This window comes from Bacteroides sp. LFL-34, from assembly GCF_027257075.1.
Classification (GTDB): domain Bacteria; phylum Bacteroidota; class Bacteroidia; order Bacteroidales; family Bacteroidaceae; genus Bacteroides; species Bacteroides ovatus.
Window position 1 is genome coordinate 85336 of sequence record NZ_JAPQKZ010000023.1, and the last position, 20801, is coordinate 106136.

The 20801-nt window shown below is 41.9% G+C and carries 18 protein-coding genes; 14 read left to right on the forward strand and 4 right to left on the reverse strand.

What is annotated here, in order from left to right; all coding sequences use genetic code 11:
- Positions 1-1320 carry a TolC family protein gene (locus tag N5O98_RS15030; protein WP_022199880.1) on the reverse strand — a complete coding sequence of 440 codons (1320 nt, stop codon included), beginning with the start codon at positions 1318-1320 and terminating at the stop codon, positions 1-3.
- The gene (locus tag N5O98_RS15035; protein WP_004308067.1) at positions 1301-1741 is read right to left on the reverse strand and encodes a MarR family winged helix-turn-helix transcriptional regulator; all 441 of its coding nucleotides are present in this window, start codon (positions 1739-1741) and stop codon (positions 1301-1303) included. The genes N5O98_RS15030 and N5O98_RS15035 overlap by 20 nt, the downstream gene beginning before the upstream one ends.
- Before the next feature lie 253 nt (positions 1742-1994).
- Here N5O98_RS15035 and N5O98_RS15040 point away from each other — a divergent pair, with 253 nt between their 5' ends.
- From N5O98_RS15040 to creD, 3 genes are read left to right on the forward strand one after another with little or no spacing between them, the layout of a single operon-like run.
- Entirely contained in the window at positions 1995-2594 is a 600-nt protein-coding gene (locus N5O98_RS15040; protein WP_004308068.1) for a hypothetical protein, read from the forward strand.
- Entirely contained in the window at positions 2595-2891 is a 297-nt protein-coding gene (locus tag N5O98_RS15045) for a winged helix-turn-helix domain-containing protein (protein WP_004308069.1), read from the forward strand.
- Positions 2892-2917: 26 nt separating this feature from the next.
- Positions 2918-4270, forward strand: coding sequence for a cell envelope integrity protein CreD (gene creD, locus N5O98_RS15050; RefSeq protein WP_004308070.1), 1353 nt, complete (start codon positions 2918-2920; stop codon positions 4268-4270).
- A gap of 453 nt (positions 4271-4723) precedes the next feature.
- Here creD and N5O98_RS15055 read toward each other — a convergent pair whose 3' ends face one another.
- The gene (locus tag N5O98_RS15055; RefSeq protein WP_022199879.1) at positions 4724-5167 is read right to left on the reverse strand and encodes a GNAT family N-acetyltransferase; all 444 of its coding nucleotides are present in this window, start codon (positions 5165-5167) and stop codon (positions 4724-4726) included.
- 29 nt (positions 5168-5196) lie between these two features.
- A complete protein-coding gene (locus N5O98_RS15060; protein WP_004300166.1) occupies positions 5197-5547 on the reverse strand; it encodes a winged helix-turn-helix transcriptional regulator in 351 nt (116 codons plus the stop codon).
- 166 nt (positions 5548-5713) lie between these two features.
- On the opposite strand from N5O98_RS15060, the gene N5O98_RS15065 reads away from it, so the two are divergent.
- The 11 genes from N5O98_RS15065 (at position 5714) to fucP (ending at position 20621) form a co-directional block, all read left to right on the forward strand.
- Positions 5714-6241: a DJ-1/PfpI family protein gene (locus N5O98_RS15065; RefSeq protein WP_004317816.1), complete on the forward strand. Its 528-nt coding sequence runs from the start codon at positions 5714-5716 to the stop codon at positions 6239-6241.
- Positions 6242-6740: 499 nt separating this feature from the next.
- The gene (locus N5O98_RS15070; protein WP_004317811.1) at positions 6741-8345 is read left to right on the forward strand and encodes a GAF domain-containing sensor histidine kinase; all 1605 of its coding nucleotides are present in this window, start codon (positions 6741-6743) and stop codon (positions 8343-8345) included.
- Positions 8346-8492: 147 nt separating this feature from the next.
- Positions 8493-11651, forward strand: coding sequence for an ATP-binding protein (locus N5O98_RS15075; protein WP_118161466.1), 3159 nt, complete (start codon positions 8493-8495; stop codon positions 11649-11651).
- Positions 11652-11698: 47 nt separating this feature from the next.
- Complete coding sequence (locus tag N5O98_RS15080; RefSeq protein ID WP_008651787.1) at positions 11699-13000, forward strand: Na+/H+ antiporter NhaC family protein; 1302 nt, start codon at positions 11699-11701, stop codon at positions 12998-13000.
- A 106-nt stretch (positions 13001-13106) separates the two neighbouring features.
- Entirely contained in the window at positions 13107-13658 is a 552-nt protein-coding gene (locus N5O98_RS15085) for a 30S ribosomal protein S16 (protein ID WP_004325681.1), read from the forward strand.
- 177 nt (positions 13659-13835) lie between these two features.
- On the forward strand, positions 13836-14831 hold the full coding sequence (locus N5O98_RS15090; RefSeq protein ID WP_004300173.1) for a GntR family transcriptional regulator: 996 nt from the start codon (positions 13836-13838) through the stop codon (positions 14829-14831).
- Positions 14832-14900: 69 nt separating this feature from the next.
- Positions 14901-16676, forward strand: a complete 1776-nt coding sequence (gene fucI, locus N5O98_RS15095) for an L-fucose isomerase (protein WP_004303845.1) — start codon at positions 14901-14903, stop codon at positions 16674-16676.
- Positions 16677-16805: 129 nt separating this feature from the next.
- Positions 16806-17444, forward strand: coding sequence for a class II aldolase/adducin family protein (locus N5O98_RS15100; RefSeq protein ID WP_004308079.1), 639 nt, complete (start codon positions 16806-16808; stop codon positions 17442-17444).
- 17 nt (positions 17445-17461) lie between these two features.
- Positions 17462-18892, forward strand: coding sequence for a rhamnulokinase (locus N5O98_RS15105; protein ID WP_004308080.1), 1431 nt, complete (start codon positions 17462-17464; stop codon positions 18890-18892).
- Positions 18893-18898: 6 nt separating this feature from the next.
- A complete protein-coding gene (locus tag N5O98_RS15110) occupies positions 18899-19291 on the forward strand; it encodes an L-rhamnose mutarotase (protein WP_004300177.1) in 393 nt (130 codons plus the stop codon).
- Positions 19292-19310: 19 nt separating this feature from the next.
- A complete protein-coding gene (gene fucP, locus N5O98_RS15115; RefSeq protein WP_004300178.1) occupies positions 19311-20621 on the forward strand; it encodes an L-fucose:H+ symporter permease in 1311 nt (436 codons plus the stop codon).
- Positions 20622-20801: the final 180 nt, after the last annotated feature.

Sequence of the window (20801 nt, forward strand, 5' to 3'; positions counted from 1 at the left end):
TCATAAATCCCCACACGCCTTCCGGAGTTGATAATAAGTATAAACCACACGAGTGCGCGCAGTGACCAGCTGCAATTCTACATTCAAACGAACGGAGTTTGCATCGAGCAAATCAGTCAGGATAGCCAGCTGATTCAGGTAACGATTCTGCATGATACGATAATTCTCTTCCGCTTGCCGGACAGACAGCTTTAGAGCCTCCACTCTCTGCAACGCTTCCCGGTGGCGTAAAAATGCCGAACGTACATCCATGCGGATTCCCTGCATCTTCTGTTCCTCCTCATTTTTCCGCAAAGATACCATCAGTTTACTCTCTTTTATTTTATGGTTGTTCTTGTAAAGTGATGATAAAGGATAGGAAACCGACACACCTACATTCCAGTTATTATTATACATATCCGCCAATGTACGCGAGATGGGGCGTGCCAAGGTGTTCGATGCATAGAGCGACACACTGGGAAGAGAAAAGGACTTGACAGAGCGGATCTCATTTCTTGCCAATTCAGTTTGTGCACGAAGCAGCTTCATCGCCGGATCGTTCGCATAAGCCTGAACGATATAATCATCATACGGCTGCAAGGCAACTGCCTGATAAAGAATAGTGGTATCGGGTTTTAATAATAAATTCTCATCCTGTCCCAATAAGATATCGAGCTGCTGCGATACAAGCGCAATGCTGTTTTCCACTTCCTGTAGAGACAAGCGATCATTAGTCAGCTGCATTTCACTCCGCAACACATCATTGTTCGTTATCAAACCCTCCTTTTTCATCCGCCGTATATCGTGCAGCCGAAGTTCTGACTCCTCAATATTCCGCGCCAGTACTTCATGCTGCTTAAACAGACTAAACAGATTCATATACTGATTCAATAACCTTAGCTTTATTTCCGCCTGATCGGTCAATGTCTGTAGTTTGGCAACTTGCTTTTCTATATCCGCCTTATGAATAGCACTTCGGATTTTGCCACCCTGATAGAGAGGCTGCGCCAAATCAATCGCATAGTTTTGTGACCAGTCCGGTGCTTCCGGATAGACAGGATCGGATAATCCCCGTTCCCAAACGACGGGTTGTCCTACAAATCCCCCTTTCAGTCCAATCTGCAGTTCCGGCAACTGCGCAGAACGTGCGGTTCGCGTCCGCTCCTGCGCCATGGACTCTCTCATTGCGTCTGCCTGAAGTTGCAGGCTATGCTGCACTCCCCTTTCAAAAAGCTGATCGACGGTAAGAAACAAAGAATCTGTTTGTGCGTTGATGGAGGAAGTGCCCAAAAGCAGGCAGGACAAAGCTGCCCCATATTTTTTATACATTTTCAAGTACATCGCATACACCTTTTAATTCAGATAACATCGTTTCAATGCTTTCTATACCAATAATCTTTTCTGCGTATACATAAACCTGATCGAGAATCGGACGGATCTGGTCTTTAAACTCCTCCCCTTCGGGAGTCAGGAATACCAGTTTATTGCGACGGTCGGCGGGATCTTCTTTACGGTAAACATACCCTTTCTTTTCCAGATTATTCATCAAATTGGTCAAACAGGCTTTATCTTTTGCAATACGTTCTGCCAGTATCTGCTGACTAATTCCCTGCTCGTGCCATAAACTACTCAATACCTGAAGCATCTCAAACGTAATTCCCGCGTTATTTTTTCTCAATGTCCGTTGCATAGACCGGCGGAAAGCCATACGGGTACGAACAATCTGCAACATGAGTTCTCTAAACTCTGCTCCTTCTCTCATTTTCTATAACCTTTTTACCTGTTTCGTTTCGGCGGCAAAGGTACATATTTCCGCCGAATTAGTCAAACATTTGACTAATTTCATTTTGACGTCCTGCTCATATAATTCCTGAACGTTCGTTTATTTATTCATTAAATCACTATATATTAACATCTTATCATAAAATCCTATTCTTTATTATCAAAATATCCAAGCAAAAAGTTTGTTCATCTGAAATCTTTTGTTTTACTTTGCACTACAAAGTACTTTTTATATGAATAAAGATAAAGCATTAGAATCGGTAAATGAGATAAAAGAGTTGATGGAAAAGTCCTCAAAGTTTATCTCTCTAAGTGGTCTCGCTGCAATCATGGCGGGCATTTACGCATTAGCTGGGGCATATATCGCCACAGAAGTTATTACACCGGGCACTCATTTAATTGTTGCCCTTGAATTAATGGCTATAATAGCCGCGCTCGTATTGGTAGCCGCGGCGGTCACAGCCTGCATCCTGTCCTATTACAAATCCAAGAAGACAGGACAGAAATTTTTCAGCCGCCTCACTTACCGGGCATTATGGAATTTCTCTCTTCCGATGCTGACCGGAGGTGTTTTATGTATTTCCATCCTTATGCACGAGTATTATGACATCCTGGCTTCCGTGATGCTTTTATTTTACGGGCTGGCATTGGTCAATGTTTCCAAGTTTACTTATTCCAGTATCGTATGGCTAGGCTATGCCTTCATTTGTCTGGGCGTTGTAGACTGTTTTTGGGAAGGTCATTCACTACTGTTCTGGACCATCGGTTTCGGCGGTTTCCACATCCTCTATGGTATATTGTTCTATTTACACTACGAAAGAAAAAGATCCTAAATGATAGAAGCATTCCAATATATTAATAAAGCATTCGAAAGCAAGGTCCGACTAGGCATCATGGCTATTCTGATGGTAAATGAGGAAGCTGATTTCAATTTTCTGAAAGAACAGCTCTCTCTGACCGACGGTAATCTTGCCAGCCATACTCGTGCCCTGGAAGAACTGGGATATATCGTATGCAACAAAAGTTTTGTCGGACGAAAGCCACGGACTGTTTTTCAGGCAACCCTGCAAGGCAGAGAAGCTTTCAAATCGCATATTGAAGCCTTAGAGAAATTTCTAAAATCAAAATAAATAATTCATCAAAACACTACTGGCTTATGGACGCTTTCAATGAAAATTCAAATGAGCAACAGGCACAGCAACCTATGGGATGCCTCCACCGTTTCTCCAAAACAATCAAGGTTGTCATCATCGGATTATTAATCCTTCTCCTGATGATACCCATGTTCATGATTGAGAATCTTATTTCCGAACGGGGACGAACCCAGGAAGAAGCTATCGACGAGGTAAGTGAAAAATGGAGTCTTGCACAGACCATCACTGGCCCCTACCTGAATCTACAGTATCCGGTTGTCACTGAAAACAACGGCGAGAAGAAAGTTTCCATCAAAGACCTGATACTTTTCCCCGACGAACTTACGATCAACGGGCAACTGAAGACTGAAATCCTGAAAAGAAGTATCTACGAGGTCAACGTATATCAATCGGAACTGACATTGAAAGGGTCATTCAGTTCGGAAGAATTGAAAAAGAGCAGAATAGATATGGAACAGCTGCAGTTTGACAGGGCAGCTATTTGCCTGAATCTGACCGACATGCGTGGCATCAGCGAACAAATCAGCATCACTTTGGGAGATTCAGTTTACATCTTCGAGCCGGGTATGGACAACAGAGGCATAGATAATACCGGAGTTCATGCGATCGCTAATTTGTCGGAGTTGAAGCAGAATAAAAAACTGCCTTATGAAATTAAAATCAAACTGAAAGGTTCACAGTCACTCAACTTTATTCCGTTGGGTAAAACAACCCGTGTAGATCTGAAAGCCAACTGGAATACACCGAGCTTTACCGGAAACTATCTGCCTAACAACCGGAATATTACGGAGAAGGAATTTTCCGCGCAATGGCAGGTTTTAAACTTGAACCGGAATTATTCGCAGGTGATGGCTGACTACAACACCTCGAACATCAAAGATATTGAAAACTCCAGTTTCGGTGTGAATTTCAAAATTCCGGTGGAACAGTACCAGCAGTCCATGCGCTCCGCAAAGTATGCCATTCTGATTATCCTACTGACTTTCGGAGTGATCTTCTTCACTGAAATCATGAACAAGACCCGTATTCATGCTTTGCAGTATTTATTGGTAGGGCTGGCTCTCTGTCTATTCTACAGCCTGCTCCTCTCCTTCTCCGAGCACGTCGGTTTCAACCCGGCCTATTTGTTATCTTCTGCACTGACTATTATACTGGTAGGTGGATATATGTTCGGAATCACCAAGAAAAAGAAACCGTCATTAATCATGTCCGGTTTGTTGGCTATACTCTATATTTACATCTTTGTTCTTATTCAGCTGGAGACTTTCGCATTATTGGCAGGCAGCTTAGGACTGTTTATCATTCTGGCAATAGTGATGTATTTTTCAAAGAAAATAGACTGGTTTAATGAATAATCGGCTTTTCTTCTGAAACACTTGACAAATGGCTTTTTATTTTGTATCTTTGAGAAAATAAAAGCAATAAGAGAAATGAAAAATATAGGAAAAATAGAGACATAAAGCACCTTTAAACTGATACATTTTAGTGTTAGTACAGATATATCATAGGGCAATGATCTAACGATCATTGCCCTATGATATATCTGTACTTAATTCATTCTATAGAATCTCTAAAAATGCTCAAAATAGTTTTTAATAAACTCTGATACCGTTTATAATAAACTATCAAAAAGTTTATTATAAACCGAAAGTACGCTTATTAAGAACGTAGTCTTTAATTGTAAAAAATAAGAAACACGTTTTCATACAATAGGAGGCTATAAATAAGCGGTTCATTCATACAGTAACATAAACAAACAAAATTCTTTATTTCATCCAAACGATTGAACTTCCTTCACTCACTACACACTAAAATGTTTTCTTCAAATATATCATATCCACCAACTGCACACCATCCTCATACATCGAATGATCGTAGTTGTCAGTAAAGAAATTCTTTATCCGGTGAGAAATCACAAAACCACAGTGTTCATAGAAAGATCTGGAAGAAGGTACATCTCCTGTGCCCACCAACATTTCAGAGCACTTCCCCTGATAATATTCAAATAAGAACTCTATTAAACGTTTTCCGTACCCCTGTCGTTGGAAGAAAGGAACAGTAGCAATATTCTTGATTTCATAAATACCTTCCCCTTCACGAGTCACTACACAAAGAGCTTTCAATCCGTTATCATAAAGAACGAACATATCGCCGCGCTCCAAATACCGGTCAATCATACTTTCCTGTTCATCAGCCAAGAGTAATAATTCGAGAAATTCTTTTTTATCTGAAGTTACTAGCTTTATCTCCATATTATCTATTTTATCATAAAATAAAAATGTTACCGACTCATTTGTCTATGGTCCAAAATAGTATCCATATTCTCCAAAGCCCATCCCACCAGTCCTTCAATATGAGGAATCAAAGTGCCACCCGTATCTGTCAGACAATACTCCACACGGGGAGGTACTTCAGCATATACTTTCCGTTCAACCAATCCATCTGATTCCAGAGTACGCAATGTTACAGTCAACATTCTTTGTGAAACATCTTCTATCGTTTTATGAATATCACTAAAACGCATGGTGCCGTTTGCGTTCAGCGTAATAAGCACCAGCATCGACCACTTGTCTCCCAAGCGGCTAAGCACATCTCTTATCGGACAATTTCCTATCGGATGAAAGTTTTTCATTCTTTAACGTTTTGTATTTTATTGAGTTCCAACAATAGTTACCTCTATGTAACCTCCTTATTTTCAAGTACGTTATTGCATTTCTCAAACTAGAAAGATACATTTGCATCACAAAAGTAATAAACTTACTAATAATAACTATTGTTTCATTTAAATAATTATGATTATGGCAAAGAAAGTTGCAGTTTTAGCAGTGAATCCGGTAAATGGTTGTGGATTATTCCAATATTTGGAAGCGTTTTTCGAGAATGGCATTTCATATAAAGTATTTGCCGTATCGGATACGAAGGAGATTAAAACAAATTCAGGAATCAGCCTGACAGCAGACGATGTGATCGCTAATTTGAAGGGACACGAAGATGAATTCGATGCACTCGTTTTCTCTTGTGGGGATGCAGTACCTGTATTTCAGCAGAATGCCGATAAACCCTATAACGTAGATTTGATGCAAGTCATTAAAACTTTCGGAGATAAAGGGAAAATGATGATCGGACATTGTGCCGGTGCAATGATGTTTGACTTTACCGGAATTACCAAAGGGAAGAAAGTAGCAGTTCACCCATTAGCTAAACCAGCTATTCAAAACGGAACAGCTACCGATAAGAAATCAGAGATAGATGGCAACTTTTTTACTGCTCAAGATGAAAACACCATTTGGACAATGATGCCACAGGTTATCGAAGCATTAAAATAATGTTCGCAACGTAGATATAAAACAATAAATATAAACATTATTATATTAATCTACGCATCCGAAGATGAAAAAGCACGTTCCTTTAAAAGCAACAGTGTGTTTCTCGGTGTACAACGGGTCGTTTCTTTTAAAGGAACGCCCCGTTGGTTTTAAAGGAAAAATGCACATTTATGGCGCATTAATAATCAATCACTTACAGATTCAAAAAATTCAAAGACCGACTAACTTCCCCAATCATTATTCAATTCAATAAATCCGTATAAGCGTCCACTCCTTTATTTCTCAAATGATTATTGTTAGTTAACTAAAATCCAAGAGAAATATCATATATCACATTCTCTTTTCGTACCAAAAAAAAGAAAAACGGAACATTACAAAAAATCTGAAACAGCGTTCATCATTTTTTAAAAGTCCGTATATTAGCAGCTTGAAGACTTGAAAGAGATAAACAGCATACTCCTTCCGAGTTTAAATAACCAAACAAGATGCCTAAAACAATATGATTAGAGAAAGAGAGAATTACAATGCATTTTTACTTCATTTTTTAGAAAGACTGAATAGCTGTGACTCTATTGAGAAAAAAATCACAGAATCACTTACGGATATTTGCGAATACTATGGCTTTAAAAGAGGATTCATTTATCAAACTGACGGATTTCGCTACTTCTATCTAAAGGAAACTGTCGGAAATAACGACAACGTTTTGCGACAACGTTTTGAAATCAGCGAAATGACCAATCAACATGTTGTCCGTGCAAATGGAAAGAACAAACCTTTTTATGCTTGCAGAAACCAAAATACTTCTTGGGATGATGTAGACATCGTGGATTTCTATAAAGTCGATTCATTACTAATCCGGCAAATTCAAGACTCCGAAGGAAAAATTATCGGATTCATCGGATTTGGAGACAGAGAACATGCAATATCTTTCACCGATGAAGAACTGCAAATGATTCATCTCATTTTAGGCTCCCTCTCCAAGGAAATAGCAGTGCGGGAATATAAAGAAAGAGAAGTACGGGCGAGCAAGACGTTAAGCAGCATCATGAATAATATGGGGGTTGACATCTACGTAAACTCTTTTGATTCCCATGATATGCTATATGCCAATGAATCTATGGCCGCTCCTTATGGAGGTATCGAACACTTTGAAGGAAAAAAATGCTGGCAGGCTCTATATAAAGATAAAACCGGAGAATGTGAGTTTTGTCCTAAGAAACATTTGATAGATGAAAACGGGCTGCCAACCAAGGTATATTCCTGGGATTACCAACGCCCGTTCGACAAATGTTGGTTCCGGGTATTCAGTGCAGCATTTGCCTGGATAGACGGACAGATGGCACACGTGATTACCAGCGTTGATATTGACCACCAAAAAACAATAGAAGAAGAACTAAGGATAGCCAAAGAAAAAGCGGAAAACCTGGACCGCTTAAAATCAGCCTTCCTCGCCAATATGAGTCATGAAATCCGTACTCCGCTCAATGCGATTGTCGGCTTTGCCAGTTTACTGGTCGAATCGGATGACAAAAAGGAACGTCAGGATTATGTCGATATCATGCAAGAAAACACCGAACTTCTTTTACAACTGATATCCGACATTCTCGACTTATCAAAAATAGAAGCCGGAACACTCGACTTCACCATGGATTATCTGGACATTAAGAGCTTCTGTGAAGATATTATACGCAATTATGATATAAAAGAAGATAAGCCGGTACCAGTTTTACTAGCCCCCACCCTACCCAATTTTTATATCTATACTGACAAGAAACGCCTGATGCAGGTTATCACAAACTTTATCAACAATGCCCTCAAATTTACAAATAAGGGACAGATTCTTCTTGAATATCATCTGAAAGAAGATACCTGTGAAATTGAATTTTCCGTAGCTGATACAGGAATGGGGATTGAACCGGACAAAGTAGACCGGGTATTCGACCGCTTTGTGAAACTCAATTCATTCTCAAAAGGCACAGGCTTAGGGCTGTCTATTTGCAGGAGCATTATCGAACATCTCGGCGGCACTATTGGAGTGGAATCCGAGATGGGAACCGGCTCGCGTTTTTGGTTTACTCATCCCTACCAAAGCGTACCCCTATAAAATTGAATAAAAAGCCCGTTAATCAGAAAAAGACCTGAAGTCTTTTTTTCATTCATTTTTTATGGTCAAAATCAAGTTTAATTCATTTATTATTAATACTTTTGCCAATGCATAAACTTAATAAGCCACCAGAAAATTAAATTAAAAATGACAACTCTTTTTCAAACCAAAATAATTAACTCATATATAATAAAATTATTTTTGTCTTTCTGTCTATTAGCTTTTTCCTACATATCACCGATTCTAGCTCAAAAAAATTCAGTGAACTCGTCAAATTATCTTTTAATCATTAATTCATATACAGAAGCAGCTCCCTGGAGCTTCAGAATGATTTCAGCCATTACCGAATATGCCCAGAATTCGCCTCAATTAGCACTCTATACCGAACACATGAACATGCTAATGATGGACACAGACTCCACTTTAAATGAATTCAGACAGACAGTTCTGGAAAAATACAAGCAGCATTCCCCACGTATGTTGATATTACTCGGAAACTCCAGCATGATATTACGGGACGACTTCAGAAAGATGTGGGGAAATATTCCGATTATACTATGTGCTGAAGAAGATTACATCGGCCCGAAGGAATTTTATCTCCAAAAGAAGCCTGTTGAGTTGACTGCAAGAACCCCGATTGCAGATATGGCGCAGCCTTACAATCTCACTTTCCTACATTCCAATTTCTATATTAAAGAAAATATAGACCTGATTTGCCGAATGACTCCCGATATTAAAAATTTCATATTTATCGGTGATGAACGGCAAAACAACCAGACTTACAATATGGTTATCAAACAAGAATTGAAAAAGAGCCATCCCGACATCAATTATCAATTCATATCGCCCCGGAAGATGCAAACCAATCATTTGCTGGACACCCTTTACACCGTTGATCCTAAAACAACAGGAATACTTTTCTCTTCATGGTTTTACAAACACACCTTTGCCGGCAACACCTCGCTAGTTACAAATTCACACCTGTTAGTCTCAACGACTTCCGCACCTCTGTTCAGCCTTGGGATGATGACAATCAAGGACAACGCAGGAGGAATAATTGGCGGATACATCTACGATCAACATGCATACAGCCAGAAAATCATACAAACGATCCAATCAATATTGAATGGCAAACAAGCATCCGAGATACCTTTTTACGAGCCTTCAGATGCCGCTCCGACTATCAACTACAATGTTTTGCTACGTAAAGGAATGTCGCCATACTTATGTCCCCCGGGCACTATTTTCTTTAACAAGCCGCCTACGTTTTGGGAACAGTACGGATACTTTATTTTAGGAACCATAGTCTGCTTCATACTGCTTGCCCTATTCTTCCAATACCGCATCAGTCATCTGAATAAGCTCAAGAAAATACAACAGAAAGAGATTGACACAATGACTTCTTACAAAAACCTGATTAACAATATGCCTATATTGTATATGCAAGAAGAGTTAATCATGAATGAAGAAGGCACTCCGATAGAACTTGTATACCGGAATGTCAACGCTCATTTCGAGAAAAGTTTCTTCCGTAAAGAAGATGTAGTAGGCAAGAAAGCCAGTGAAATATTCCCTGAATCCATGCCGGAGTTCCTGCATTTCACCAAAATGTCACTTGCGGAAAACAAGGCTATCACTTTCCCCTATTATTTCAAACAGATAGACACCTTCTATGATGTAGTACTAAAAGGAACTCACCACAACAATATTGTCGATATTTTCTGCCTGGACAGCACCGAACTACACAAAGCACAACAAAAACTAAGTGCTACCAACAATAAACTGGCAATGGCACTGGACGTAGCCAATATCGTGCCTTGGAAATGGGATTTGCGAAGCAAAACCATACTTTGCGACATCAATAGGCCTATTGAGCTTAGCACAAACGATAAAGACGTGAATGAAGAACAATTGGCAGTGCCCGATTCCCAATATTTCTCAAAGATATTCAAAGAAGACCGTAAACGGGTAGAAAAAGCCTATGATGACCTGATAGAAGGGCGATCGGATAAAGTCAGGGAAGAATACCGGGTTATCAATGTACAGAATAACATTCACAGAATCGAATGGGTGGAAGCTCAAGCCGCTGTAGAGACCCGTGACGAAAACGGCAAGCCGCTCACCCTGGTCGGTTCTTCACAAGTCATCACCACACGGAAAAAGATGGAAATGGAATTGACCACAGCCAGAGACCGGGCAGAAGAATCCAATCGTCTGAAGTCTGCCTTCCTCGCCAATATGAGCCATGAAATCCGTACTCCCCTCAACGCTATTGTCGGTTTCTCCGGCATATTGGCTTCAACAGACGAGGAAGAGGAAAAGCAGGAATATGTGAGCATCATTGAAAACAATAATACCTTGTTATTACAATTAATCAGCGACATTCTTGATTTATCAAAGATTGAAGCCGGAACATTGGAATTTCAATATTCCAACATAGACTTGAACAAAATGCTGAACGAGTTAACGAGCTCATTACAATTAAAAATAAAATCTGAAAAAGTACAGCTAACCTGCCATCTGGCAGAGAAAAATTGCTTTATCCATACAGAGAAGAACAGGCTGTCACAATTGCTCATCAACCTGATAAGTAATGCCATCAAATTCACCACTGAAGGATACATTCGTTTTGGCTATGAACTCCGCGGCAAAGAGATCTATTTTTATGTCAGCGATACTGGCTGTGGCATTCCCAAAGACAAGCAAAAGAGCATTTTCGGACGCTTCGTCAAATTAAATAGTTTCGAACAAGGCACTGGCCTGGGACTTTCTATCTGCCAGACTCTGGTAGAACACATGGGAGGTACCATCGGAGTAGACTCGGAAGAGGGCAAAGGCTCAACATTCTGGTTCACGCTGCCATATAAAGCCGCAATAGCCGTAGAAGAAAGCATAAAAAAAGAGGAAATTCAGCCGATAAGTATAGAAAAAAACAAGTTTACCATTCTGATTGCCGAGGATAATGAAAGTAACTACAAACTGTTCGCATCCATACTAAAGGGAGAGTATCAATTAATTCATGACTGGGATGGACAAGAGGCGGTGGAAATGTTCAAGCAATATAATCCGCAGATTATATTGATGGACATCAATATGCCGGTCATGGACGGTTACGAGGCAACTAAAGAAATACGCAAATATTCTGCCAAGGTACCTATTATCGCCATTACGGCTTTTGCCTATGCTTCGGATGAACAACGGGTGATGGAAAGCGGTTTTGACGGCTATATGCCTAAACCTATCAATGCCCGCCTGTTGAAAGCACAACTGACGGAAATCATGCAGAAGCGTATTATTTTACTTTAAGAGACAGAGAACCAAAAGCAAAAAACGAATATCTACATATTCCATTTATGACTGAAGAAAAAATACATAAAAACCGCACCGGAAGTTGGTGGGCATTAAGTCCGTTGCTCGTATTCTTATGCCTTTACCTGGTAACTTCCATTCTTGTCAACGACTTTTATAAAGTGCCTATCACGGTGGCTTTCCTTGTTTCTTCCTGCTACGCCATTGCTATTACCAAAGGATTGAAACTAGACCAACGCATCTATCAGTTCTCCGTGGGAGCTGCCAATAAAAATATCCTCCTGATGATATGGATATTCATTCTTGCCGGAGCCTTTGCTCATAGTGCGAAACAAATGGGAGCAATCGATGCCACTGTCAATCTGACACTGCATATTCTGCCGGATAACCTGTTACTGGCAGGCATCTTCATTGCCGCCTGTTTCATCTCTTTATCCATCGGAACCAGCGTAGGAACTATCGTCGCCCTTACTCCCGTTGCCGTAGGACTGGCAGAAAAGACAGAAATAGCTCTCCCCTTTATGGTAGCCGTCGTAGTAGGCGGTTCTTTTTTCGGAGACAACTTATCTTTTATCTCCGACACCACCATCGCTTCGACAAAAACCCAGGAATGTGTAATGCGCGATAAATTCCGTGTAAATTCTATGATTGTCGTCCCGGCAGCCATCATTGTGTTGGGAATTTACATATTTCAGGGACTATTCATTACCGCTCCCGCCCAAACACAGACCATTGAATGGATCAAAGTTATACCTTATATAATAGTATTAGGAACAGCCATTGCCGGAATGAACGTGATGCTCGTACTCATAATAGGTATATTGACAAGTGGCATCATTGGCATCGCGACCGGCAGCTTTGGAATTTTCGACTGGTTTGGTGCCATGGGAATGGGAATTACAGGAATGGGAGAACTGATTATTATCACTCTATTGGCCGGAGGGATGCTCGAAACCATCCGTTATAACGGTGGTATCGATTTCATTATCCGGAAACTCACCCGCCACGTCAATGGTAAAAGAGGAGCCGAACTAAGCATTGCCGCCCTGGTAAGTATCGCCAACTTATGTACAGCCAACAACACGATTGCCATTATAACAACAGGACCGATTGCCAAAGATATTGCCGTGAAATTCCATCTCGACCGAAGAAAAACAGCCAGTATCCTCGATACTTTCTCCTGCCTGATACAAGGGATTATTCCATACGGAGCGCAGATGCTGATTGCAGCGGGACTTGCCAGTATCTCCCCCATCAGTATCATCGGAAATCTCTACTATCCGTTTACAATGGGAGCATGCGCCCTGCTAGCAATTTTGTTCCGCTATCCGAAACGGTATTCGTAAAAAAGATGCGAAATGTTTGTCAATCAAAAGAAAAGCCGTATCTTTGTGCCCGCTATTACGAGATAATAGTATAATTCAAATCAATCATTAAAAACAATTATTTAAAATGGCAACTAGAATCAGATTGCAGAGACACGGACGTAAAAGTTACGCGTTCTATTCAATTGTAATTGCAGACAGCAGAGCACCACGTGATGGTAAATTTATTGAGAAGATTGGTACTTACAACCCTAACACCAATCCTGCTACAGTAGATTTGAATTTCGACGCTGCATTGGCATGGGTACTGAAAGGTGCACAACCAAGTGACACTGTACGTAACATTCTTTCTCGTGAAGGAGTTTACATGAAGAAACATCTTCTGGGCGGTGTAGCAAAAGGCGCATTCGGAGAAGCAGAAGCTGAAGCTAAATTCGAAGCTTGGAAAAACAACAAACAGTCAGGTTTGGCTACTTTGAAGGCTAAACAAGACGAAGCTAAGAAAGCTGAAGCAAAAGCACGTCTGGAAGCAGAAAAGAAGATCAACGAAGTGAAAGCAAAAGCACTCGCTGAAAAGAAAGCTGCTGAAGCTGCTGAAAAAGCTGCTGCTGAAGCACCTGCAGAGGAAGCTGCAGCTCCGGCTGAAGAAGCTCCTGCAACAGAAGCTGCTGCTGAATAAATTTCAGCAGATTCCGAACAAGAAATCAGGAAAAGCTATAAATCCTCTCCGGTCCGCCGGAGGGGATTTTTTTATTGTTTTCTGCTATAAAACATATCAAATTATTTATTCCGTTCAGAATAAAATGCCTTTCTTTGCATCAGCATAGTTCAGCATAGTGTTATTTATTTTTCGAATATGAAACGAATTGATAAAAAGGCAACATTCGGACAACAGGCAAGCAAGGTTACGCAACTAGCGGACGCACTTAGCCAGGCGATTTCCAGAAAAGAATTTCTTGAAGGAGATTCTTTGCCTTCCATCAATCAGTTGAGTGCTCAATACGGAGTATCACGCGACACCGTTTTCAAGGCTTTCCTTGATTTACGCGAACGAGGCTTGATCGACTCCACTCCCGGCAAGGGTTATTATGTGACGAGCCAGGTGACCAATGTCTTATTGCTGCTCGACCAATATACTCCTTTCAAAGAAGCCTTATATAACAGTTTCGTCAGACATCTGCCTATCAACTATAAGGTAGACTTATTATTTCATCAATACAACGAACGGTTGTTCAATACGATCCTCCGGGAATCCATCGGGAAATACAACAAATACATCGTGATGAATTTCGATAACGAAAAATTCAGCACTGTTCTCAATAAAATTAATCCTTCAAGATTACTACTCCTTGATTTCGGCAAATTCGAAAAAGAAAAGTATTCATATATCTGCCAGGATTTTGATGAATTTTTCTATCAGGCATTGAATCTGCTCAAGGAAAGATTGAAGAACTATCACCAGCTCGTTTTTTTGTTTCCCAAAAGCCTGAAACATCCCCAAAGCAGTAAGGTGTATTTTACCCGTTTCTGTCAGGAGCAAGGATTCCTCTGTGAAATACAGGAGGATATTGAGAATCTGATCGTACGTAAGGGAGTTGCCTATATCGCCATCAAGCAACAAGATGTAGTAAAAGTGGTGAAACAAGGAAGATTGGAAGGGCTGAAATGCGGAAAAGATTTCGGTCTGTTAGCGTATAATGATATTCCTTCCTACGAAGTGATTGACGAAGGAATAACCTCATTGAGTATTGATTGGGAAATGATGGGAAACGAAGCGGCCAATTTCGTTCTTAATAATGTACCGGTTCAGAAGTTCTTACCAACGGAAGTAAGGCTTCGAAAGTCACTTTAATTTTTTTTTTGCGAAGACATCAGCACAGTTCAGCACAGATATTAATTAATCCTTTAATAGATAGAAACCATGAAAAAGTATCCGAAAATCGGGATTCGTCCCACAATCGATGGTCGCCAGGGTGGCGTTCGCGAAAGCCTTGAAGAGAAAACAATGAATTTAGCAAAAGCAGTAGCCGAGTTAATCAGCAGCAACCTGAAAAACGGTGATGGCAGTCCGGTAGAATGTGTTATAGCCGATAGCACGATCGGACGCGTAGCCGAAAGTGCCGCTTGTGCGGAAAAGTTTGAAAGAGAAGGGGTCGGCTCTACCATTACCGTCACTTCTTGCTGGTGCTATGGTGCTGAAACGATGGATATGAACCCGCATTATCCGAAAGCTGTCTGGGGATTCAACGGCACAGAACGTCCGGGAGCTGTATACCTTGCTGCCGTACTTGCCGGACACGCACAAAAAGGCCTTCCCGCATTCGGTATCTACGGACGCGACGTTCAAGATCTGGACGATAATACAATCCCTGAAGATGTATCGGAAAAGATTCTTCGTTTTGCACGCGCTGCACAGGCAGTAGCTACGATGAGAGGCAAATCTTACCTGTCAATGGGTAGTGTATCTATGGGTATCGCCGGTTCTATCGTTAATCCTGATTTCTTCCAAGAGTATTTGGGAATGCGTAATGAGTCAATAGACCTCACAGAAATCATCCGTCGAATGGACGAAGGCATCTATGACCACGAAGAATACGCCAAAGCCATGGCCTGGACTGAAAAAAATTGCAAGACAAACGAAGGTGAAGACTTCAAGAACCGTCCTGAAAAACGTAAAACCCGTGAACAGAAAGATGCTGATTGGGAATTCATTGTAAAGATGACGATTATCATGCGCGACTTGATGACCGGAAATCCCAAATTGAAAGAAATGGGATTCAAGGAAGAGGCCTTGGGACATAATGCCATTGCAGCCGGTTTCCAAGGACAACGCCAATGGACAGACTTCTATCCTAACGGTGACTATCCGGAAGCTTTACTCAATACCTCTTTTGACTGGAATGGTATCCGTGAAGCATTTGTGGTAGCTACCGAAAATGATGCCTGCAACGGTGTAGCCATGTTGTTCGGACATCTATTGACCAACCGTGCACAAATATTCTCCGACGTACGTACTTACTGGAGTCCTGAAGCCGTGAAACGTGTAACCGGCAAAGAGTTGAGCGGATTGGCAGCAAACGGTATCATCCATCTTATCAATTCCGGTGCAACGACTCTCGACGGTTCCGGCCAATCATTAGACGCAGCAGGCAATCCGGTTATGAAAGAACCATGGAACCTGACGGACGCTGATGTAGAGAACTGTCTCAAAGCAACGACCTGGTATCCGGCAGACCGTGACTACTTCCGTGGGGGTGGCTTCTCGTCCAACTTCCTGTCAAAAGGCGGAATGCCTGTTACCATGATGCGCCTCAACCTGATTAAAGGCTTAGGCCCTGTCCTGCAAATCGCAGAAGGTTGGACAGTGGAAATTGATCCGGAAATCCATCAGAAACTCAATATGCGTACAGACCCGACATGGCCTACCACCTGGTTTGTGCCCCGTTTGTGTGATAAACCGGCTTTCAAAGACGTATATTCAGTCATGAATAACTGGGGAGCCAATCATGGCGCCATCAGCTATGGACACATCGGCCAGGACTTAATCACTCTTGCTTCCATGCTCCGCATCCCGGTATGCATGCACAATGTAGAAGAAGATCAGATGTTCCGCCCGGCTGCCTGGAATGCTTTCGGCATGGACAAAGAAGGATCAGATTACAGAGCTTGTGCAACTTATGGTCCTATTTATAAATAAACAAGTTTTTTTCGTCCTGTATAAATAAATATTTTAACTTTGCCGTTCGTAGGGACGGGGTCCCCCACCCGACACATAACAAATGTCGGGATAGCCCCGCCCCCTACAGCGACTTAAATAAGTAAGACTATGATTACTAACGAACATATTGAACAGTTCATTGCACAAGCACATCGTTACGGGGATGCAAAGTTAATGCTTTGCAGCAGCGGTAACCTTTCCTGGAGAATCGGCGAAGAAGCATTGATTTCCGGTACGGGTTCCTGGGTTCCCACACTTGGCAAAGAAAAGGTTTCAATCTGCCATATTGCCAGCGGCATTCCTGCCAATGGTGTAAAACCCTCTATGGAAAGTACATTCCATTTGGGTATTCTCCGTGAACGTCCGGACGTCAATGTCGTTCTCCATTTCCAATCGGAATATGCCACCGCTGTCTCCTGCATGAAGAACAAGCCGGCAAATTTCAACGTAACAGCAGAAATTCCTTGCCATGTAGGTTCAGAAATACCTGTGATTCCGTATTATCGTCCCGGCTCACCGGAACTGGCGAAAGCCGTGGTAGAAGCCATGCAAAAGCATAACTCGGTTTTACTGACCAACCACGGACAAGTGGTGTGCGGAAAAGACTTCGACCAAGTATATGAACGGGCTACTTTTTTCGAAATGGCTTGTCGCATCATTGTTCAATCCGGCGGTGATTATTCAGTGCTCACACCGGCAGAAATTGAAGACCTGGAAATCTACGTATTAGGAAAGAAAACCAACTAATATCCAGGCATATTACCATGAAAGATACCATCAAACACACTTATTTAGCAGCAGACTTCGGAGGCGGCAGCGGGCGAATCATCGTCGGCTTTCTTCTTAACGGCAGGCTGGAATTGGAAGAGATATACCGCTTCTCCAACCGGCAGGTCAAACTAGGCAATCATATTTACTGGGACTTCCCGGCTCTGTTCGAAGATATGAAAACCGGACTAAAACTGGCTGCACAAAAAGGATATGCCGTAAAAGGTATTGGTATTGACACTTGGGGAGTGGATTTCGGACTGATTGACAAACATGGAAACCTATTAGGAAATCCAGTCTGTTACCGGGATGCAAGAACAGAGGGAATGCCGGCAGAAGTATTCAAGTGCATGGATGAACATCGACATTATGCCGAAACCGGTATTCAGGTGATGCCTATCAATACGCTGTTTCAACTTTACAGCATGAAGCAAAATCAAGATGCACAGTTGGAAGTTGCCCGGCAACTTTTATTCATGCCCGATCTCTTCAGTTATTTCCTGACAGGGGTAGCCAATAATGAATATTGTATCGCCTCCACCTCTGAATTACTCAACGCCAAATCACGCAACTGGTCATTCGATACCATACATAGCTTAGGTCTTCCCGAACATCTGTTCGGTAAAATCATTCTTCCCGGAACAATCAGAGGCACTCTGAAAGAGGATATTGCACGCGAAACCGGACTGGGTGCCGTAGACGTTATTGCCGTAGGTTCACATGATACAGCCAGTGCCGTAGCTGCTGTTCCTGCTGCAGAAAGTCCTATCGCTTTCCTTAGTTCCGGCACTTGGTCGTTACTGGGAGTTGAAGTGGACGAACCCATATTAACGGAAGAAGCAAGAAAAGCTCAATTCACCAATGAAGGAGGTGTAGACGGCAAAATCCGTTTCCTCCAGAATATAACAGGATTATGGATTCTGCAACGCTTGATGAGCGAGTGGAAAGCGTGTGGCGAGGAACAAGATTATGATATAATCATCCCGCAAGCAGCCGAAGCCGAGATTGATACAATCATCCCTGTAGACGACACCATATTCATGAATCCAGAAAATATGAAGAACGCGCTTATTCATTATTGCCGGAATCATGCTTTGCAAATTCCCCAAAACAAGGCAGAGACTGTACGATGTGTGCTCCAGTCATTAGCTTTCAGATATCGGCTGGCTGTGGAACAGCTCAACCGTTGCCTCCCCGCTCCAATCCGTCAGTTAAATATCATCGGAGGAGGATCACAAAATAAGTTGCTCAACCAACTGACAGCTGACGAACTCGGTATTCCTGTTTATGCAGGTCCGGTGGAAGCCACTGCAATGGGAAACATCCTGACGCAGGCAATGGCTAAAGGAGAAATTGCCGATCTTCGTGAATTGCGGGAAATTGTCACTCGCAGCGTTACACCACAAGTATATTATCCTAAAAAATAAAAGTATATGGAAACATCTAAAACCGGTTATCAGGTTCAATCTTATGACGTTCCCGTCAAACGATATTGCCAAACCCTTGATTTACGCGATTCTCCGGAACTAATCGCCGAATATCGGAAAAGACATAGCCAGGCGGAAGCATGGCCGGAAATTCTTGCCGGTATCCGGGAAGTTGGCATCCTGGAAATGGAAATTTATATCCTGGGAACCCGACTGTTTATGATCGTCGAAACTCCCCTTGATTTTGACTGGGACACGGCAATGGAACGCCTGAACACCCTTCCCCGCCAACAAGAGTGGGAAGAATATATGGCTATCTTCCAACAAGCCGCACCCGGAATGAGTTCCGCAGAGAAATGGAAACCGATGGAAAGAATGTTCCATTTGTATAATACTTAAAAAAATACCAGAAACAACCATGAAACACACCAAGCAGTCCATCATTTCGAAAGATGGCATCAGTTATCTTATACCTTTTATTCTCATTACCTCCTGTTTTGCGTTATGGGGATTTGCCAATGACATTACCAATCCGATGGTAAAGGCATTCTCTAAAATCTTCCGGATGAGTGCCACCGACGGGGCATTGGTACAGGTTGCCTTCTATGGAGGCTACTTTGCAATGGCTTTCCCGGCTGCCATCTTCATCCGCAAATATTCCTACAAAGCAGGTGTTTTGTTAGGACTGGGTATGTATGCTTTCGGAGCCTTCTTATTCTTCCCCGCCAAAATGACGGGTGAGTACTATCCGTTTCTGATTGCTTATTTTATTCTGACCTGCGGATTATCTTTCCTCGAAACAAGCTGTAATCCGTATATTCTTTCCATGGGAACGGAAGAAACAGCTACCCGGCGATTGAACCTTGCACAGTCTTTCAACCCGATGGGGTCACTTCTCGGAATGTATGTAGCCATGCAGTTCATTCAAGCGAAATTGCATCCGATGTGTACCGAAGACCGCGCATTGCTTAACGACAGCGAATTTCAAGCAATCAAAGAAAGCGACCTTAGCGTCCTGATTGCTCCTTATCTCATTATCGGACTGATTATCGTAGCCATGTTGCTTCTGATACGATTCGTCAAGATGCCTAAGAATGGAGATCAGAATCATAGAATAGACTTCTTCCCTACACTGAAACGTATTTTCACCCAAACGCGTTATCGTGAAGGTGTGATTGCCCAATTTTTCTATGTAGGTGCACAAATTATGTGCTGGACTTTCATCATTCAGTATGGAACACGCTTGTTCATGTCACAAGGTATGGACGAGAAAAGTGCGGAAGTACTATCTCAACAATATAATATCATAGCAATGGTGATATTCTGTATTAGCCGTTTTATCTGTACGTTCATTCTGCGCTATCTCAATGCGGGTAAATTGCTGATGATTCTTGCTATCTTTGGAGGTATTTTCACTTTAGGTGTAATCTTCCTTCAAAATATCTTCGGAATGTATTGTCTGGTAGCAGTATCGGCTTGTATGTCATTGATGTTCCCTACCATCTACGGTATTGCCTTGAAAGGTATGGGAGATGATGCGAAGTTCGGAGCTGCCGGCCTTATTATGGCTATCCTGGGAGGTTCTGTTCTTCCACCGCTACAGGCAAGCATCATTGATTTGGAACAAATAGCGTGGTTACCGGCTGTCAATGTTTCATTTATTCTTCCGTTCATCTGTTTTCTTGTAATTATCGGCTACGGTTACCGCACAGTGAAAAGAAACTGGTAAAATACATATCTAAAAATAGTGACGGTATCACATTGGTATACCGTCACCATCTCACTCGAATGAGGTTGTGTCAAAACGTTGGCACAACCTCTTTTATATTTTACAGTTCTGCTATATTTTCTTTTGGCTATGCTGCTTTTTCCTCATGCATTTGGCAACAAGTTGCTATATTCCAATTAT

What these genes read in the sequence shown, in the direction of transcription:
- N5O98_RS15055 (WP_022199879.1), bottom strand. Translation starts at nt 5,167, where the DNA reads ATGGAGATAAAGCTAGTAACTTCAGATAAAAAAGAATTTCTCGAATTA.
- N5O98_RS15070 (WP_004317811.1), top strand. Translation starts at nt 6,741, where the DNA reads ATGATTAGAGAAAGAGAGAATTACAATGCATTTTTACTTCATTTTTTA.
- N5O98_RS15080 (WP_008651787.1), top strand. Translation starts at nt 11,699, where the DNA reads ATGACTGAAGAAAAAATACATAAAAACCGCACCGGAAGTTGGTGGGCA.
- N5O98_RS15100 (WP_004308079.1), top strand. Translation starts at nt 16,806, where the DNA reads ATGATTACTAACGAACATATTGAACAGTTCATTGCACAAGCACATCGT.
- fucP (WP_004300178.1), top strand. Translation starts at nt 19,311, where the DNA reads ATGAAACACACCAAGCAGTCCATCATTTCGAAAGATGGCATCAGTTAT.
- fucI (WP_004303845.1), top strand. Translation starts at nt 14,901, where the DNA reads ATGAAAAAGTATCCGAAAATCGGGATTCGTCCCACAATCGATGGTCGC.
- N5O98_RS15065 (WP_004317816.1), top strand. Translation starts at nt 5,714, where the DNA reads ATGGCAAAGAAAGTTGCAGTTTTAGCAGTGAATCCGGTAAATGGTTGT.
- N5O98_RS15105 (WP_004308080.1), top strand. Translation starts at nt 17,462, where the DNA reads ATGAAAGATACCATCAAACACACTTATTTAGCAGCAGACTTCGGAGGC.
- N5O98_RS15045 (WP_004308069.1), top strand. Translation starts at nt 2,595, where the DNA reads ATGATAGAAGCATTCCAATATATTAATAAAGCATTCGAAAGCAAGGTC.
- N5O98_RS15085 (WP_004325681.1), top strand. Translation starts at nt 13,107, where the DNA reads ATGGCAACTAGAATCAGATTGCAGAGACACGGACGTAAAAGTTACGCG.
- N5O98_RS15040 (WP_004308068.1), top strand. Translation starts at nt 1,995, where the DNA reads ATGAATAAAGATAAAGCATTAGAATCGGTAAATGAGATAAAAGAGTTG.
- N5O98_RS15035 (WP_004308067.1), bottom strand. Translation starts at nt 1,741, where the DNA reads ATGAGAGAAGGAGCAGAGTTTAGAGAACTCATGTTGCAGATTGTTCGT.
- N5O98_RS15060 (WP_004300166.1), bottom strand. Translation starts at nt 5,547, where the DNA reads ATGAAAAACTTTCATCCGATAGGAAATTGTCCGATAAGAGATGTGCTT.
- N5O98_RS15090 (WP_004300173.1), top strand. Translation starts at nt 13,836, where the DNA reads ATGAAACGAATTGATAAAAAGGCAACATTCGGACAACAGGCAAGCAAG.
- N5O98_RS15030 (WP_022199880.1), bottom strand. Translation starts at nt 1,320, where the DNA reads ATGTACTTGAAAATGTATAAAAAATATGGGGCAGCTTTGTCCTGCCTG.
- N5O98_RS15110 (WP_004300177.1), top strand. Translation starts at nt 18,899, where the DNA reads ATGGAAACATCTAAAACCGGTTATCAGGTTCAATCTTATGACGTTCCC.
- N5O98_RS15075 (WP_118161466.1), top strand. Translation starts at nt 8,493, where the DNA reads ATGACAACTCTTTTTCAAACCAAAATAATTAACTCATATATAATAAAA.
- creD (WP_004308070.1), top strand. Translation starts at nt 2,918, where the DNA reads ATGGACGCTTTCAATGAAAATTCAAATGAGCAACAGGCACAGCAACCT.